The sequence below is a fragment of the Streptomyces sp. ADI96-02 genome, from assembly GCF_003846185.1.
Classification (GTDB): Bacteria; Actinomycetota; Actinomycetes; order Streptomycetales; family Streptomycetaceae; genus Streptomyces.
In genome coordinates this window covers 1,907,978-1,923,133 of sequence record NZ_ML123034.1, presented here as the reverse complement: position 1 = coordinate 1,923,133, position 15,156 = coordinate 1,907,978, and the positions used below count along the sequence as shown (strand labels likewise).

The window sequence follows — 15,156 nt, the reverse complement described above, 5'->3', positions numbered from 1 at the left end:
CGACCCCCCACCCGATGGCTCGCTCGACGCAGCGAAGGCGTGGCCGATGCCTGCCGCGTAGGGCAGTGGCACTCCCATGGCTACCGACAGGGCCACGGAAACCAAACGAGGGCTGCCCAGACAGGCGACAGACATAAGCCCTCCACATCGCGAAACATAAGAAAAAGGCGATCAAATCCCATGAAATGTCAAAATGGTCCATAGGGCCCCAGGGAAACTCCCCAGGCTCTCGCATGCGGAGAGCCGATTCCCGGAGTCTGGCGGTGCAAGCCCATCACGGCTTGCTGTTCCGGGTACAGAACCGGGTGCCTCGCCCTGCACCGTGACCCTGGCCGACCCGGGAGGCAGCGGTGCCGTCCATCACCACGAGCAAGGTCACCAGATGGGACCAGCACGGCCGTGAACACGTCGTGCCACGTGCGGAAGGGCGGGCGTGACGCGCCGGTCGGCGCGCGGCGCCTGCAAGGGGAGCGCAACCGCTCAGTTCCTGCCCTGGCTGAAGGCCCGGGAGTATCTGGCCGACCGGGCGGCGGTCCGCCCGGCGGCCGGAAAACCTGGTGCCGGGCGCTCCGGGGGCGGGGTACGGTTTGGGGCATGTCTTCGTTCTTCCAGATCTACGAGTGAGAGCGCGACGGGTGCAGCCACCCGTCGCCCACCGGATCGATTCCGATCACCCGATCACTTCCTTCCTCACTTCTCACCACGAACGGGAGAACGCCGTGGCCAAGAGCCGCAACAACCTCCTCGGCGTCGGCGGTCAGCGCAAGAAGCTGACCCGCGCCGAACAGCAGGGCGCGGGTTCCGCGCGAGGCGCCGACCGCAAGGCCGCCGAGGACAAGAAGCAGGAGCTGGTGCGCAAGATGCGCGAACGCGCCGAGGCCCAGGCCGCCGCCCCGGCGGAGCAGGGCGGGCAGGACGGCCCCGCGCAGAGCTGACGCACCGACGACACCCGTACGACCGTGGGCCCGGATCGATCATCCGCGATCCGGGCCCACGCATGTGCCGGTGACCGCGCGGCCGGGCCCGAGGCCGCCTGGACGCCGGTGGACGCCGGTGAAGGCCGAGGGCGGCCGGTCAGCGCGGCCGGCCCCCGAACACCGTCGAGTTTGCCGGAACGGCAAGGCTGATCGCGTCGGGCGGGTGCCGCGCCACATGATCGACGGGTAGCCGCGTCCGCCCGCGAATCGAGGAGAAGCCCATGCAGCCCGAGCCGACCGCCGAGCTCCGCCACCGCACCGTCGAGGCCCCGGCCGGGCGGCTGCACCTGGTCGAGCAGGGCACTGGCCCCTTGGTCCTGCTCGTGCACGGCTTCCCCGAGTCCTGGTACTCCTGGCGCCGCCAGCTCCCGGCCCTCGCCGCGGCCGGCTACCGGGCGGTGGCGATCGACGTGCGCGGCTACGGCCGTTCCTCCAAGCCGGAGGCGACCGATGCCTACCGGATGCTCGACCTGGTGGAGGACAACGTCGCCGTCGTGCGTGCCCTCGGCGAGGAGAGCGCGGTGGTGGTCGGCCATGACTGGGGCTCCAACATCGCCTCCGCCTCGGCGCTGCTCCGCCCCGAGGTGTTCCGCGCCGTCGGCCTGCTGAGCGTCCCCTACGCGCCGCCCGGCGGCCCGCGCCCGACCGACGTCTTCGGCCGGATCGGCGGCCCCGAGCAGGAGTTCTACGTCTCCTACTTCCAGGAGCCCGGCCGCGCCGAGGCGGAGATCGAGCCCGACGTCCGGGGCTGGCTCGCTGGCTTCTACGCGGCCCTGGCCGCCGACACCATGCCCGCCCGGGGCATGCCCGACCCCCACTTCGTCGCCCGCGACGGCGGCCGGCTGCGCGACCGCTTCCCCACGGGCGTCCTCCCGGCCTGGCTGAGCGAGGACGACCTCGACGTCTACGCCGGGGAGTTCGAGCGCACCGGCCTGACAGGCGCCCTCAACCGCTACCGCAACATGGACCGCGACTGGGAAGAACTCGCCCCGCACCGCGGAGCCCCGATCGAACAGCCGTCCCTGTTCATCGGCGGAGCCCTGGACGCCTCCACCACCTGGATGTCCGATGCCATCGACGCCTACCCCAGCGCCCTTCCCGGCCTGTCCGCCTCCCACCTCTTGGACGCCTGCGGCCACTGGATCCAGCAGGAGCGCCCCGACGAGGTCAACCGCCTGCTGACCGACTGGCTCGCCACCCTCCAGGGCTGAACCAGGCGGGTCGGCCCGCCGGGCAGCACGCCTCGCTGCGGCCCGGCGGGCCCGCATCGGATCGATCCTGTGTCAGACAAGACCCAGGCCCCGCGTGATCGCTTCGTCGATGGGGTCCGTGATCTCCCAGCTGTGGCCGGGCGGGTGACCGGCGAACAGCCCGCACGCCTCTTCCCGGGCATCGCGTGCGGGACACCAGGGGAGGGAGGCGAGTTCGGCGCGTTCCTCGCTCCATCGGGCCCAGACGGCGCTTCCGGGCCGGCCGCCTTCGTCCCACAGCATCGCGGCGTGGTCGGCGTCGTGGTTCTCGCCGAGTTCGCAGAGGACGTGTCCGGCTTCGGGCCGGTGTCCGGGGACCGAGAGAGCGATCACGTGACGCGGTGGCGGCAGGAGCGCGACGGCGGTGCAGGTGTTCATGGTCGAGGCCAATCGGAGGAGGAGTCGTCCGGGTCGTCGGGGTCGTCGTCAGGTTCGGCGTCGGGATCGTCGTCGGACACGAGTCGTGCGGCGATCAGGTCGCCGAGCGGGTCCGTCACGCTCCAGGAGTGCGGCGCGGCGTGGCGGTCGAAGAACGCGCACCGCTGCACGACACCCGTACGGAGGTGGTGGAGGAGGGCGGGACACCAGGGTGCGGTCGCGACCCGGTGGACGCGGTCCGCGCCGCTGCCGGTCCAGAAGAACCACAGCGCCGGCGCGCTCGGCGTCTCGGCCGACCGGAGGTGCGCGGCGTGCTCGGTGCGCTCGTCGTGCTCGCCGAGGTCGCACAGGAGGTAGGAGCCCGGCTTGGGGCCGTCCTCCAAGGGGGCGGTGAGGGCGGCGGCCGGTACGTCGTCGAACGGGAGAAGGGTCACGGCGGTGCACTGGAGTACGTCGTTCATGTCCGTGTCGTGTCCCGGGCCTACCGGTCGGCCAGACGCCCGCGCCACCCGGCGAGCGTCACGCTCAGTCCGACGGCGGGGTCGAGGACCGTGAACAGCGCGGGAAATCCCGCCTCCAGGGCCCGTATCGCATGGTCCTGGTGCGCGCTGCCGGTGGCCCAGAGGCGCAGTACTTCCGGCGCGTCCGAACTGTGGAAGCGGACCGGTCGTACGTCACCGGTCGGCAGCCGCACGGGATCGGCGGCGGCCGGGAATCCGTGCCCGTTCGCCAGTCGGAGCGCCTGCCTGCGGAGCCACAGGAGCACCAGTCGGCGGTTCCGTACGGTGACACCGCCGAGCGAGGCGAACCGCTGTCCGTCCGTGACGGTGACCTCGGCGGCGTAGCTCGCGCGCCTCACGCGGCACGCTCGTGGTCGCCGCACGCGATCAGGGCCCGGAGCCGGTCGGCCGCCGCCTCGATCTCCTCCACCACGGCCGTGCGGGTGGCGAACCGGTTGTCGAGCGAGGCGTCCAACTCGGCGAAGAACAGGGCCCGGTAGGCAGGGTCGGACTCGATGCGTACGAGTTCGTCGAAGGGAGCGCTGCTCTCGGCCGGAGTCCGGGTGAGGGCCCACATCAGGCGCGGAAAGCGGAGCCGCAACCGGACTTCGGCCGCGCCGAGGGCGAGGGAGAGGGCAACCCGCAGTGGTGGGCGGGTCCGGGCGCTCACAGCACCTCACCCCGGCTCCGGGCGTTGAGGCGTGCGGTACGGGCCCGGAGCTGTTCCATGAGGAGCGCGGGGCGTACGTACCGGGGCTCGACCTCCCACTCGATCCCGCCGCCCACGGGGCGCAGCGACCAGTAGAAGCCGGCGACCCCTCGGAACTCGCCCACGCGGTTGTCACGGCTGGTGTCCACCATGAGGGTGCCGAGGGCGGGGGAAGGGGCGGGGCTGGGAGTGGGCGGAGGTTGCCGTGTATTCGGGCGTGCGTTCTCGTCGTACACCTGTCGCTCCTCTCTGTAGTCGTTTGACTACGAGGAGATTCAGGGTGGCCTAGGGTTGGTCTGTCTTCAACCTGCACGCTTTGCTCGAAGAATTAGGGGTCTCGACATGGTCAACCGCAAGGAACTCGACCCCGAAGACCCGGGGGTAGCGTTTGGCCTGCAACTGCGACAGCTCAGAGATGTGCGTGGCTGGACGCAGGATGAGCTAGGGGCGCGTATGGGGTGCTCGGGGACGCATATTTCTGCGGTGGAAACTGGTCGGCGACCCTCAACTCCTCGCTTTGCGAGGAGTGCTGACAGGGCCCTTGGAACGGTGGACAGGTTCCAACGGATGGTCCAGGCCATGAAGAACACGGCACTGCTTGAGGGATTCCCGGAGTTCGTGCGGCAAGAGACCCGGGCCGCAGAGATCAGGCTCTTCGAACTCGGGATCGTCCCAGGGCTGCTTCAGACTGAGGAGTACGCCGCAGCTATCGCCATGGGTGCAACGCGACGGGGAGCGATCACGGAGCAGCAGGCAGAGGAATGGCTCGCTCTGCTAGCGGAGAGGCAAGACTCCCTCGCCAGGACCCCACCGCCGATGGTCTATGCGGTGTTGGACGAAAGTTGCATCCGGCGATCCGTCGGCGGGTCCTCCGTCATGAAAGCACAGTTGGACAAGCTCGTGGCATTCGCTGAGTCGCCTTCCACAGTTCTCCAGCTCGCTCCGTTCGAGCTCGGAGAACGGCGGGCGTTCGATCTACCAGTGACCCTGCTGACTCTTCCGGACCGGTCGCAGGTCGTCTACTCCGAATCTGCGCAGCAAGGGCGGCTGGAGCGCGATACACACTTCGTCCAACCCTTGATGACGGCCTACCATCAGATGCAGGCCGAAGCTGCCTCACAGGCCGAGTCTGTGGCCATGATCAGCAAGTTACGAAAGGGTGCCTTGTGACGACCGAAACCTGGCATTGGTTCACGTCCTCCTACAGCAGCAACGGCGGCCAGTGCGTAGAGGTCGCCGCCAACCTCGCCGCCTCGCGCGGCATCGTCCCGGTCCGTGACTCCAAGAGCGTGGACGGCCCGGTCATCGACGTTGCGGCCGGCGCGTTCACCGCGTTCGTCGCGGGCGTGCGGGCTGGCAAGTTCGACACCGTCTGACGAGCCGACAACAGCGCTGCCCCACCATGCCCGGCATGGTGGGGCAGCGCTGTTGTCCGGAGAGAGGGAACCGTAGACGGCCCCCGACGCGGGCGGGCGTGAGCCTGAGTACCGCCAGACCGCGAACGCCACAGTGGGGTTCGGGGCCGAACCGCCTTCGCGGAGGAGGCTGCCGCCCGGTGGAGGCCAACGAGATGCCCTGGACGCGGCGGCCTGCATCCTGGAGTGCGACTTCGACGCGTGACGGCTCGGCGTTGTCCGAAAGGCGGGTCTGGCGTCGCTCTGCCGCGTCGTGCATGGTGGTGCTCCGGCTACGAAAGGGCACTCCCATGAAGGCTGACTCCCCTCGTTGGTTCACGTCCTCGTACAGCTCGAACGGCGGTGCCTGCGTCGAGGTGGCCGCCAACCTCGCCGCCTCGCGCGGCGTCGTCCCGGTCCGTGACTCGAAGGACCGGGGTGGCCCGGTGCTGAGTCTGCCTGCTGCCGCGTTCGTGGATTTCGTGGCGGGCGTGCGGGCCGGTGGGTTCGACACCGTGTGACGATCGGATGGAGCGCCGCCCCACCGTGTCGCGCCTGGTGGGGTTTCCTGCGACGAAGGAGTATCCCGTGACGACCGTATCCGCCCGTTGGTTCACGTCCTCGTACAGTGCGAACGGCGGCAACTGCGTCGAGGTGGCCGCCAACCTCGTTGCCTCGCGCGGCATCGTCCCGGTCCGTGACTCGAAGGACCGGAGTGGCCCCGTGCTGAGTCTGCCTGCTGCCGCGTTCGCGGATTTCGTGGCGGGCGTGCGAACCGGTGGCTTCGACACCGTGTGACGATCGGATGGAGCGCCGCCCCACCGTGAGGTGCATGGTGGGGTTTCCTGCGACGAAGGAGTATCCCGTGACGACCGTATCCGCCCGTTGGTTCACGTCCTCGTACAGCGCGAACGGCGGCGACTGCGTCGAGGTGGCCGTCAACCTCGTTGCCTCGCGCGGCATCGTCCCCGTCCGCGACTCCAAGAACACGGTCGGCGGCCCGGTGGTCGAGCTTCCCGCCCGCGCGTTCACCGCTTTCGTCGCGGGCGTGCGGGCCGGGAAGTTCGACGCTCCCTGACCGGCCGCTCCAGCGACGTACCGAACGCGCAGCCGTACACAACGAACCGCTGCCCGACCGACAGGGCATCCTCGGCGTCCTGCCGGCCCCGCCGCTCTGCCGCAGCGGTGGCGGCCTTTGCGGACCGGAGGCACCGTGGTGGCGACCACGGCCGAAGCTACGGTCGAAGGAGTCCACCGTGAGTGATCCCATAGTCGTTCCAACCGGCGGCAGGTCCTTGACCGGCCCTACGGGCAATCCGATGACGGTGAAACTCGGAGCGGAGGCAACCGGCGGCGCGTACTCCCTGATCGAGTACACACATGCCCCGCACACCGCCGGCCCCCCGCCGCACGTGCACCACGAGCACGAAGAGGCGTTTCACGTCACGGCCGGAGAGCTGACTCTCGACGTCGACGGAACCACGCTGACCCTGGGCCCGGGAGACTACGCGGTGGTGCCGCGCGGTGCCGTGCACCGTCCGTACAACACCGGCGACGTCCCGGTGGCGTTCTTCTTCCTTGCCTCCCCTGCCCTGGACGGCTTCTTCGTGGAGATGGCCGACCTGAACGCGGCGACGGACGGCTCCCCGAGCCCGGAACGGCTCCGGCGGATCGGAGAACGCTGGGACACCGAGTTCACCCGCCTTCCCGCGGCGCGCGTCGTCCGCCTGTTCAACGAGGAGTAGTCGGCGGCCCGAAGGGTCGCGGTCGCGATCAGCTTCGGGCGGAACTCTTCGCGCGCAAGGAACTCGACCCGGCGGCACCCCTGCGGCACCCCTGCGGGTCTGGCTCAATCCGGAACATGGGCGGGTTGCTGCTCCGGCTCGGTTTCGAGCGGCGCTGGGCCTCCCGGCGCGCCCTGAAGCGAACTCGATGATCAACCAACCGCACCACCCCAGACGTTCAAGCCATCCACGCCCCTGTGGCCTGCGGATAAACACGGCGAAAAGGGTTCGGTGGCGCACGCCGTCCGTTTGCCACGCTCCGGAGACGAGTACTACCGTGCGTAGTAGATCGTTATCTACGTGGGAGGCTGGACATGCTGCTCTGGATCGGGGCGGCGTTGGTCGCCATCGGCGCCTTCGAGTTCGCCCTGTTCTCCTACATGGCTCCACGCAACCCCGGCATCGCCAAGCGGAAGCGCTTCCTGGATCTCAACGCGGGGTTCAACGCTGTCCTCGGTGTGGTCCTCATCGTCGTCGGCTTCTAGGGCGCGCGAGCCGCGGGTCGTAGGCGTAACCAACTCCCCGCCGACCGGTGGTCCTCCTCGCGCGTCGCCTGCCGTCCGTCCCTCCGACCTCAGGCTTCAGGCTTCAGCGGGCGGGATCGCCGCCGCGCGAAGGAACGCCTCGGTGAAGGTCTCGATGGCGTCCTCCGGGTTCGGGAGGCTGACCTGGTTGAACCGCTCGTAGATGGGGCTCAGCAGGAAGTAGCTGAAGACGGGGCCGACCATCTGCTGGACCAGCGGCAGCAGGGGAAGGTCACGGAGGCGACCAGCGGCGATCTCAGCCGTGATCCACCTGCCGACGTTCTCGACCATGCGGCTGATGGCCTTGTGGTAGACGGCCTGAGCCGCAGGATCGCCCGGGCGGGCCAGGGCGTCGGCGATGATGGCCGGCAGGACGCGGGGCTCATGCTGAAAAGCGTCTGCCACGATGCGGAAGATGCTTCGCACGGTTTCCCTGAGTTCCTGCTGTGGGGCGTCAAGGACGATGTCCACGTCGACGTCGGGGCTGTACCGCTCGTAGACCGCGTACAGCAGTGCGTCCCGGCCTCCGAAGGCGGCGTAGAGGCTGTGAACGGAGCACTGGGCCCCATCGGCCACTCGTTCCAGAGTCACCGCCTTCAGGCCGTCGTGTCCGAGTAGTCCCGCGGTGGCTTCGATAGCGCGTTCCCGCACCGACAGCTGCCCCCCGGGGTCCACTCCCGCCGCGCGTACCGCATCGTCGAGGGCCGCGCGGCTCCCTCCGATGCGGCGCAGCAGCGTGCTGCGGGAGATACCTGCCTCTTCCGCCACCGCGACCAAGGGGACTTCGGCCACGGGAACGCCGCGCATCTGGGCAGCGCGCAGAGCTGCCTTGACCACATCTTCGGGCACCATCGTGCATCCCAATCTGAACTTGACACATGCTTCAGTGTTCATTGTAATGGAGTACCAAGAGCCTGGAGGGTCCGAGCGTCCCCGATCCTCGGGTCTTCCCCGTGGCATGGCAGTCGAGCCTGCCTCTCTTCATTCTCCTCGAAAGGTGTGATGACTGTGATCCCTCCTGCTTCCGCGCGGACAGGTGGTCCTTCGAAGTTCGGCAACAGCTCCGAAACCGTGGTGTGCGGCGAGTTCGAACCTGGATTCGAGCGCGTGCGTGATGCGTTTGAGGCGAACTTCCGCACCCGTGGCGAGGTGGGCGCCGCAGTCTGCGTGTACAGCAACGGGCGTAAGGTCGTGGACCTTTGGGGCGGCTTCGCCGACCCGGAGTCCCGCACGCCCTGGCACCGCGACACCATCGTGGGCATGATGTCCGTGGGCAAGGGCATGGCGGCGCTGTGCGTTCTCATGCTCGCTCAGCGAGGGCAGCTGGAGCTGGACGAACCCGTCGCGTCCTACTGGCCGGAGTTCGCGCAGGCGGGCAAGGCCCAGATCACCGTGCGGACCCTGTTGCAGTCCAAGGCGGCCCTGCTGTTCGCCGACGCGGCGCCCGACGGTTCCGGCTTCGACTGGGACACCATGATCCGCGCTTTCGAGAGTCAGGCTCCCGAGTGGGAACCGGGCACCAAGGGCGCCTACCACACGATGAGCGCGGGATTCCTGCTCGGCGAACTCGTCCGTCGCGTCGACGGGCGCCCCCTGGAGACGTTCTTCGACGACGAGGTCGCCGGCCCGCTGGGAGTCGACTACCGTTTCGGTCTTCGCCGCGCGGATTTCCCTCGAACGGCCAAGATCAGCGCCCCGCTCGATCAGACGCTCATCGAGCAGATGACGACACCGGGCACCAATCTTCATCGGGCATGGCGTATCCGCCCTCGCCCCGCGGACCTCCGGGCGAACCCGAGCAACGACCCCGACTACCTCATGGCCCGATTCCCTTCGGCCAACGGGCAGGGCAACGCGCGGGCCGTCGCGCGCGTCTACGCCGCGCTTGCCGAATCGGGCGAACTGGATGGCGTCCGCCTCGTCTCTCAAGAACTGGTCGACCAGGCCCGGATGCCGAGCTGGGAGGACGTCTGCCCGATGACCGGTACGTACACGCGCTACGGTGCGGGCTTCGTACTTCCGGACGAGACAACGGTTCCCTGGCCCGGTCGGCGGGCCTTCGGCCATCCGGGACTCGGAGGCGCTTTGGGAATCGCCGACCCGGAGGCGCGCCTCTCCTTCGCCTACAGTCCCAACCACCTCGACAACGGCTCGGGGCTCGGAGAGCGCTGTACTGCCCTCATCGACGCGCTCTGGAGCGACCGAGCCCAGTAGACCCGATGGCTCCCCGCCCGGGGCGACGGCATCAGCCCGTGCCCGCACAGCCGAGCGGCCCCCCCCCGGGCGGGGCGAGCCCGTCGGAGGGAGGGGGAAGGGGGGAGCGAGGCATCGTGCGTAGAGATCTCCATCGTGCGTAGAGATCTCCATCTTCCATGCTCAACGACAAGTCAGGTCCGGTCATGCCCCCATCCCCTCCGCCGCAGGCGGCCACCTCGCCGTCGGCGACCACGCCACGGATCCGACCGCGTCGGGACCGCGGCGGCCCGCAGCCCTCGCGGTCACGAACAGCAGACCTGCTCAAGGCCGTGCTGATGCCCCTGGTCACCGTCGTGGCCACCGGCACCGTCTTCGTGAGCGTTTATCTCGCCGCCTTCCACGCCCCCACGCCGCGCGACCTGCCGGTGGCCGTGGTCGGCACCCCGCAGCAGGCCCGGCAGATAGCCGACGACCTGGATCGGAGCATGGCCGACGGATTCCAGGTACGGCGCTTCGCCACCGAGGGGGCCGCACGCGACGCGCTGAAGAACCGCTCGATCTACGCGGCCTACGTCACCGGCACAGGAAGCTCCGCGGAAATGCTCTACGCGGGTGCCAACGGCCCGTCGGTCACCGCGACGGCGGGCGAGGCGTTCGCTGATGTCGCCTCGGCACGAGGTGATGCCCTCGGCCGGCAGGACATACTGCCCGCGCCTGCCGGCGACACCCGCAGCATGTCGGTCTTCTACGCCTCCTTCGGTGTGGTTCTCTCCGGTTTCCTCTTCGGGACGGCCACCTACCAATCGGCTCCCCGTCTGCGGTTCCCCTGGCGCATGGCCGGCCTCGGGCTCTTCGGAGCCGTCGCCGGAACGATGGTCGCCCTGCTGACCGGAAGCCTGGGTTTCGACGCCCTTCCCGGCCCGTTCCTGGGAATCGCGGGGGTCGTGGCCCTTCTCGGGACCGCCGTCGGCGGCGCGACGATGGCGCTCACCCGGCTCCTCGGCCCAGCCATCGGCACACCGGTAGCCTCCGTGCTCCTGCTGACGTTGGGCAACAGTACGAGCGGCGGCAGCATGCCACCGCACTACCTGCCCACATGGCTCAACCCCCTCTCGGACGTCCTGCCGGTGGGCGCCGCGGTCCGCGCCGTCCAAGGCATATCCCATTTCGAGTCCGACGGGCTGGTGTCGGGCGTCATCAACCTGACCCTGTGGACCGTGGTCTGCGTGGGTGTCGTCTACGCATGGGAGACACGCTCTCCGCGAGAAGGGCGGTCGCCATCTCCGCGGCGAACACCCTCGGCAGCCTCGGGCTGAAGCCGCTCGTCGCACGGATTGCCCGACGCGAGACCGTCGCGGTCCCCGCCGCAGACGGGCCGTCAGGCGCTTCGGAGGCGAGACCCCTTAGCTCCCGATCGCGGATCCGATGCTCAAAGGGACGGCAAAATCAGGGGACTTGAAGCTTTCTTGACCATGATCGACAGGTCACCCGAGGGTCCGCGAGGTGAACACCGGGGATCTTCACGGTTCCTCGCGAGAAACCATTGATCAGCCAATTCCCTTACCTTATCGTCACGTTCATCGCACGGCCGTTCCCGGTCGCGAGTGCACCACCAGGAGCCCAGCCGCCCCTCGGACGGCGTGGAAAAAGGGAGACCCGTCATGGTCAAGCACTACGTCAAGTACGCCTTCAGCACGCTCACCGCGACGATGTTCGTCGGCATGGTCTAAAGCTCCGCCCCGGCCTGGACCGGGAAGACAACCCGGTCCAGGCCCCAGGAGACACCTTGTTCGGTACCGCTCTCAGCCAGCTCCGCTACGGTATGGCGATCCTGCGCAACCGTCGCATCCGTCCGCAGGACCTCGAACGCATAGCCCGCGACCTCGTCGCGACCCTGGCCGAGTTCGGCGAGCCCGGGGCGGACTCGGCTCTGCTGCCCGGTCAGGCCGGGGCCGTCGACCCCGCCGTACGACGGACCGTCATGGAGCGCAGCCTGCGGGCCACGGCGCAGGCCGCCGGCCGGCACACGGCCTACTACCGGCGGACCTTCGACACCCTGGGAATCGACCCCGGCACGCTCACGCCGGAGACCTGGGACCGCATACCGGTCACACCGAAAGAGGCCCTGCGCGGGCTGCCCGCCGCCTTCGTGTCCGCCGCGGCCACCCCCGCCCTGCTGGCCCTCACCACCGGGACCAGCGGCACCCCCACCGGCGTCTGGTACTCCAGGGCCGAGGTGGAGGTCTCCGTCGCCATGAGCACCATCTCGGCCGTGCTCGGCATGGGGCTGCGGTCCCACCACACCATGGCGTACGCGGGCTGCTCCCGGGCGACCCTGCCGCTGCTCAACGTGGAGGAGTCGGTGACCCGGATCGGGGCCTCGTTCGTCCAGATCGGCACCGTGGACCCGGCCGTGGCGCTCGACCGGCTGGCCGCCCCGCTCGGCCTGCGCGGCAAGGCCCCGCAGATCACCCACCTGACCATCTCCGCGTCCTACCTCTCCGCCCTCGTCGAAGAGGCGGAGAGGAACGGCTGGCAGGCGAAGGACTTCGGCCTGGAGTCCATCGGCGTCGGCGGCGAAGTGCTCTCCGAACCGCTGCGGGAACGGGCCGAAGCCGCCCTGGGCGCACGGATCTCCACGCCGTACATGATGACCGAGGCCGTCCCCTCCGGCGGCACGCCCTGCACCGAGGGACATCTGCACCACACCACCGAGTTCGGACACATGGAGATCGTGGATCCCGTGACACACCAGCCGACGCCGCCCGGTGCCGTGGGCATCATCGTGCAGACGCCGTACGTCCCCTACCGGGACTGCACCCTGCTGCTGCGCTACGCGACCGGCGACCTGGTCCGGCGTCCCGAGGCCGAGCCGACCTGCGAGCTGGCCCATCTCCCCGCGACCTCGCTCATACTCGGCCGCTGGTCGGGTCCGCGCAGCGTCGCCGTACCCACCCGGTCGGTGCTGAACCTCCTGGAGTCCGAGCCGGACATCCCACTGCCCGCCCGTTACGCCCTCGTCGACCGGCCCGCGGGCCCCGTCCTCCACGTCCTGGTCCGCCGAACGCCCGCCGCCGCCCTGCTCGGCAGGCTGCACGAGCGGGCCACGACGGCGGGCCTCGCGCTGGACGGCATCGTCCTCCACGACGATCCGGCCACCCTGCCGCCGACCGGGCCGGTCCGCGCCGACCTGCGCGAACACACCTTCGAGTCGGTCCGCCCCGCCGCCGTACGCGTAGCGAGGTCGGCATGAGCACGCCCCTGGCCCTGGTGGTCCTCAACTGCGCCGTCGCCGCGATCGTCGCGGCGGGCGTCGGCTACTTCACGCGGGTCCGGATGCCCCGCCCCCCGGTCGGCCGGTACGAACTGCCCGACGTCGCCGTGATGGGCGCCGTCGTCGTGGCCGCGCCCCTGGTCTACCTGGCCGCGCCCCGGACCGCGGTGGCCGTCGTCTTCGGCCTGGTCCTGTGCGCGGCGCTCCAGTTCACCCTGGCCCCGCTGATCGGCGCGGGGCGGGCCTGGCCGGCCGCCGGGGCGCTGGTGGCCGTCACCGCCGGATGCGCCTTCGCGGACCTGCCGGTGGCCGTGACCGCACTCACCGACGTACTGCTCGGCGTCGCCGTGGTCGGGGTGGCCAACATGTGGGCGCAGAGCGGGATGCGCTCCGTCCACGCGGCGTGGTTCGCGGGCATGCTCTGCTGCTACGACCTGGTGGCGACGGGACTCACCTCCCTCATGGACCGGTTCGCCGCCCAGGTCATGGGACTGCCGTTCGCCCCGCTGCTCGCCGTCACCCAGGGCAGGCCGCCGGTGGCCCTCGGGCTGGGCGACCTGCTGCTCCTGGCACTCTTCCCGCTGGTGGCGCTCAAGGCTTTCGGGCGGGCCGCCGCCCTGGTCGCGGCGGGGGTCGGAGTGGCGGTGTCCTCGGGCATCAGTCTCCTGTTCGGCCTGGGCGTGCTGACGGGCGCCTTCCCCGTCCTGACGGTGCTGGGGCCGCTGATCGTGCTCCAGCACGTGCTGTGGTCGCGGGCCAAGTCCGGCGAGCGGACCACCGCCGAGTGGCGCGCGGGCGCACCGCGCCCGGCGGCGGCCGACACCTCGACGGACCCGGACCCGGCGCTGCTCCTGGCCCTGGAACCGGCCGGCGCGGACGATCTGCGGGCGGAGCCGGCCCCGGGCGACTGGCTCGCGGTCGTCGACGGCCGGGCGGTGGGGGCCGGGACGTCACCCGGTCAGGCGCGCAAGGACGCCCGGCTCCGCGGCTGCGGACCGGTGCCCGTGGTACGCCAGAACTGACCCGGGGAGCGACCTCTCCCCGTAAGGGCTGTCCCGCACTCCTCAGGGCCGGCCGTCATCGCAGGCCGTCATCGCAGCTCGTCGCTGACGAGCTTCGCGACATGCGGTGCCATCTTGGCGGCTTTGGCGCTCATCAGCCACCGCACCCTCTGCGATCCGTAGACGACGGTGCCGTCGTCCCCGTCGAGATCATCACTCATGAGGGAGCGGCAGTCCTCAGCGGCCGTCGCGGTGGGAATGAGCTGAGGCATGCGCTGCCGCACCAGCTGGTCGGTGAGAGGCCGCACCCGCGCTCGCCAGTCGGCGGCGGACACCTCGTCCACGCGCGGGGCCGCGAGGGAGTCGGAGAGCCCCACGGCATAGCCTCCGTCCGGGACGGGCAACGCGTAGAACCCCTGAGGTCCAGCACCGGAATCCCGGTGAATCCAGGCACTCCAGTCCGAGACGTCCACCCCCGGCCGAGGGCGATACGTGAACCGGGTGTGCCGATGCCACGTGCCGGGAATCGACAACCCACTACGGGAGGCGAGCTCCTGCGTGGCGCTTCCGGCGGCGACCACGGCGGCGCCTGCCGTCCAGGACTGTCCGCACGAGGTGTGGACCGTAACAGCGGAAGAGGACTCCGCGACGCGCGTCACGGTGGCTCGGCGAACAGTGAGCCGGGCCGCCAGCGCGTCCACCGCAACCCTCAGCGCCAGAGCCGCTCCGGACTGATCGGACAACAGGGTCCCTTCGACGGGACCGGGCAGCCGAGAGCCCAGCGTCTTGCCGTCCACCATCTCCGCGGGTGCGTTCGCTTCGAGGAGGCGGGCGTAGCGGGCCGCGGCGGCAGGCCCGCTGACGAGAAGACCGCACTGGCGCAACAGCGGTCTGCCGAACTCCGACTCCCAGGCCCGCCACCCGGTGAGCGCGCTCCGGGCCTCCGCGACGTGTCTGCCTCGGTCGTGCGCGAGCCGGAAGACGCGGGAGTCGCCGCCGCTCTGCCGAGCGCCAGGAGAGTCGGCTTCCAGGACGACCACTCTGAGCCCCCGGCGCGTGAGCTCGTAGGCGATTCCGAGGCCGATGACGCCCGCACCGACGGTGACCACATCCGCATCCCTGTCCATACCGCCACGCTACGTCCCAGCCGCCGGGGCCGGCGGGCCCAT

At 70.0% G+C, this 15,156-nt stretch carries 20 protein-coding genes and 1 pseudogene; 14 read left to right on the top strand and 7 right to left on the bottom strand.

Annotated elements, in window-relative coordinates:
* Positions 1–350 precede the first annotated feature (350 nt).
* The 3 genes and pseudogenes from EES43_RS31205 to EES43_RS08460 all read left to right on the top strand — a co-directional run.
* Positions 351–547, top strand: a pseudogene (locus tag EES43_RS31205) (hypothetical protein); the annotation flags it as partial.
* A 172-nt stretch (positions 548–719) separates the two neighbouring features.
* The gene (locus tag EES43_RS08465) at positions 720–935 is read left to right on the top strand and encodes a DUF6243 family protein (RefSeq protein WP_124268156.1); all 216 of its coding nucleotides are present in this window, start codon (positions 720–722) and stop codon (positions 933–935) included.
* 263 nt (positions 936–1,198) lie between these two features.
* A complete protein-coding gene (locus EES43_RS08460; protein WP_124268155.1) occupies positions 1,199–2,188 on the top strand; it encodes an alpha/beta fold hydrolase in 990 nt (329 codons plus the stop codon).
* A gap of 72 nt (positions 2,189–2,260) precedes the next feature.
* On the opposite strand, the gene EES43_RS08455 is transcribed toward EES43_RS08460, so the two are convergent.
* From EES43_RS08455 to EES43_RS08435, 5 genes are read right to left on the bottom strand one after another with little or no spacing between them, the layout of a single operon-like run.
* Positions 2,261–2,605 (bottom strand): hypothetical protein, encoded by a 345-nt coding sequence (locus EES43_RS08455; RefSeq protein ID WP_124268154.1) that lies wholly within the window; start codon positions 2,603–2,605, stop codon positions 2,261–2,263.
* Positions 2,602–3,066 carry a hypothetical protein gene (locus tag EES43_RS08450; RefSeq protein ID WP_124268153.1) on the bottom strand — a complete coding sequence of 155 codons (465 nt, stop codon included), beginning with the start codon at positions 3,064–3,066 and terminating at the stop codon, positions 2,602–2,604. Before EES43_RS08450 ends, EES43_RS08455 begins: the two co-directional genes overlap by 4 nt.
* Before the next feature lie 20 nt (positions 3,067–3,086).
* Positions 3,087–3,464: a hypothetical protein gene (locus EES43_RS08445; protein ID WP_124268152.1), complete on the bottom strand. Its 378-nt coding sequence runs from the start codon at positions 3,462–3,464 to the stop codon at positions 3,087–3,089.
* Positions 3,461–3,775, bottom strand: coding sequence for a hypothetical protein (locus EES43_RS08440; protein ID WP_241192351.1), 315 nt, complete (start codon positions 3,773–3,775; stop codon positions 3,461–3,463). The genes EES43_RS08445 and EES43_RS08440 overlap by 4 nt, the downstream gene beginning before the upstream one ends.
* Entirely contained in the window at positions 3,772–4,050 is a 279-nt protein-coding gene (locus EES43_RS08435; RefSeq protein WP_124268151.1) for a hypothetical protein, read from the bottom strand. The genes EES43_RS08440 and EES43_RS08435 overlap by 4 nt, the downstream gene beginning before the upstream one ends.
* Positions 4,051–4,156: 106 nt before the next feature.
* Between EES43_RS08435 and EES43_RS08430 the strand changes: the two genes are divergently transcribed.
* From EES43_RS08430 to EES43_RS30545, 7 genes are all read left to right on the top strand, one after another.
* Positions 4,157–4,984 carry a helix-turn-helix domain-containing protein gene (locus EES43_RS08430; RefSeq protein ID WP_124268150.1) on the top strand — a complete coding sequence of 276 codons (828 nt, stop codon included), beginning with the start codon at positions 4,157–4,159 and terminating at the stop codon, positions 4,982–4,984.
* Positions 4,981–5,190 (top strand): DUF397 domain-containing protein, encoded by a 210-nt coding sequence (locus tag EES43_RS08425; protein WP_124268149.1) that lies wholly within the window; start codon positions 4,981–4,983, stop codon positions 5,188–5,190. The genes EES43_RS08430 and EES43_RS08425 overlap by 4 nt, the downstream gene beginning before the upstream one ends.
* A 329-nt stretch (positions 5,191–5,519) precedes the next feature.
* Positions 5,520–5,729 carry a DUF397 domain-containing protein gene (locus EES43_RS08420; protein ID WP_124268148.1) on the top strand — a complete coding sequence of 70 codons (210 nt, stop codon included), beginning with the start codon at positions 5,520–5,522 and terminating at the stop codon, positions 5,727–5,729.
* A 67-nt stretch (positions 5,730–5,796) separates the two neighbouring features.
* Positions 5,797–6,006 carry a DUF397 domain-containing protein gene (locus EES43_RS08415; protein WP_124268147.1) on the top strand — a complete coding sequence of 70 codons (210 nt, stop codon included), beginning with the start codon at positions 5,797–5,799 and terminating at the stop codon, positions 6,004–6,006.
* A 67-nt stretch (positions 6,007–6,073) separates the two neighbouring features.
* Entirely contained in the window at positions 6,074–6,286 is a 213-nt protein-coding gene (locus EES43_RS08410; protein WP_124268146.1) for a DUF397 domain-containing protein, read from the top strand.
* A gap of 241 nt (positions 6,287–6,527) precedes the next feature.
* Positions 6,528–6,953, top strand: coding sequence for a cupin domain-containing protein (locus tag EES43_RS08405; RefSeq protein ID WP_124268145.1), 426 nt, complete (start codon positions 6,528–6,530; stop codon positions 6,951–6,953).
* A 353-nt stretch (positions 6,954–7,306) separates the two neighbouring features.
* A complete protein-coding gene (locus tag EES43_RS30545) occupies positions 7,307–7,477 on the top strand; it encodes a hypothetical protein (protein ID WP_164493135.1) in 171 nt (56 codons plus the stop codon).
* A gap of 96 nt (positions 7,478–7,573) precedes the next feature.
* Here the strand turns inward: EES43_RS30545 and EES43_RS08400 are convergent, their stop codons facing one another.
* Complete coding sequence (locus tag EES43_RS08400; protein ID WP_164493134.1) at positions 7,574–8,368, bottom strand: TetR/AcrR family transcriptional regulator; 795 nt, start codon at positions 8,366–8,368, stop codon at positions 7,574–7,576.
* 150 nt (positions 8,369–8,518) lie between these two features.
* On the opposite strand from EES43_RS08400, the gene EES43_RS08395 reads away from it, so the two are divergent.
* The 4 genes from EES43_RS08395 (at position 8,519) to EES43_RS08380 (ending at position 14,008) form a co-directional block, all read left to right on the top strand.
* On the top strand, positions 8,519–9,730 hold the full coding sequence (locus EES43_RS08395; RefSeq protein ID WP_206430010.1) for a serine hydrolase domain-containing protein: 1,212 nt from the start codon (positions 8,519–8,521) through the stop codon (positions 9,728–9,730).
* A gap of 317 nt (positions 9,731–10,047) precedes the next feature.
* Entirely contained in the window at positions 10,048–11,028 is a 981-nt protein-coding gene (locus tag EES43_RS08390; protein WP_124268144.1) for an ABC transporter permease, read from the top strand.
* A 470-nt stretch (positions 11,029–11,498) separates the two neighbouring features.
* Positions 11,499–12,965 carry an AMP-binding protein gene (locus EES43_RS08385; protein WP_124268143.1) on the top strand — a complete coding sequence of 489 codons (1,467 nt, stop codon included), beginning with the start codon at positions 11,499–11,501 and terminating at the stop codon, positions 12,963–12,965.
* On the top strand, positions 12,962–14,008 hold the full coding sequence (locus EES43_RS08380) for a hypothetical protein (RefSeq protein WP_124268142.1): 1,047 nt from the start codon (positions 12,962–12,964) through the stop codon (positions 14,006–14,008). The genes EES43_RS08385 and EES43_RS08380 overlap by 4 nt, the downstream gene beginning before the upstream one ends.
* Before the next feature lie 68 nt (positions 14,009–14,076).
* Here the strand turns inward: EES43_RS08380 and EES43_RS08375 are convergent, their stop codons facing one another.
* Positions 14,077–15,114 carry an NAD(P)/FAD-dependent oxidoreductase gene (locus tag EES43_RS08375; RefSeq protein WP_124268141.1) on the bottom strand — a complete coding sequence of 346 codons (1,038 nt, stop codon included), beginning with the start codon at positions 15,112–15,114 and terminating at the stop codon, positions 14,077–14,079.
* Between the last annotated feature and the right edge of the window lie 42 nt (positions 15,115–15,156).

Excerpts from the sequence above, each read along its gene's own strand:
- EES43_RS08460 (WP_124268155.1), top strand. The coding sequence starts at position 1,199 with ATGCAGCCCGAGCCGACCGCCGAGCTCCGCCACCGCACCGTCGAGGCC.
- EES43_RS08455 (WP_124268154.1), bottom strand. The coding sequence starts at position 2,605 with ATGAACACCTGCACCGCCGTCGCGCTCCTGCCGCCACCGCGTCACGTG.
- EES43_RS08450 (WP_124268153.1), bottom strand. The coding sequence starts at position 3,066 with ATGAACGACGTACTCCAGTGCACCGCCGTGACCCTTCTCCCGTTCGAC.
- EES43_RS08430 (WP_124268150.1), top strand. The coding sequence starts at position 4,157 with ATGGTCAACCGCAAGGAACTCGACCCCGAAGACCCGGGGGTAGCGTTT.
- EES43_RS08420 (WP_124268148.1), top strand. The coding sequence starts at position 5,520 with ATGAAGGCTGACTCCCCTCGTTGGTTCACGTCCTCGTACAGCTCGAAC.
- EES43_RS08405 (WP_124268145.1), top strand. The coding sequence starts at position 6,528 with ATGACGGTGAAACTCGGAGCGGAGGCAACCGGCGGCGCGTACTCCCTG.
- EES43_RS30545 (WP_164493135.1), top strand. The coding sequence starts at position 7,307 with ATGCTGCTCTGGATCGGGGCGGCGTTGGTCGCCATCGGCGCCTTCGAG.
- EES43_RS08400 (WP_164493134.1), bottom strand. The coding sequence starts at position 8,368 with ATGGTGCCCGAAGATGTGGTCAAGGCAGCTCTGCGCGCTGCCCAGATG.
- EES43_RS08395 (WP_206430010.1), top strand. The coding sequence starts at position 8,519 with ATGACTGTGATCCCTCCTGCTTCCGCGCGGACAGGTGGTCCTTCGAAG.
- EES43_RS08390 (WP_124268144.1), top strand. The coding sequence starts at position 10,048 with ATGCCCCTGGTCACCGTCGTGGCCACCGGCACCGTCTTCGTGAGCGTT.
- EES43_RS08380 (WP_124268142.1), top strand. The coding sequence starts at position 12,962 with ATGAGCACGCCCCTGGCCCTGGTGGTCCTCAACTGCGCCGTCGCCGCG.
- EES43_RS08375 (WP_124268141.1), bottom strand. The coding sequence starts at position 15,114 with ATGGACAGGGATGCGGATGTGGTCACCGTCGGTGCGGGCGTCATCGGC.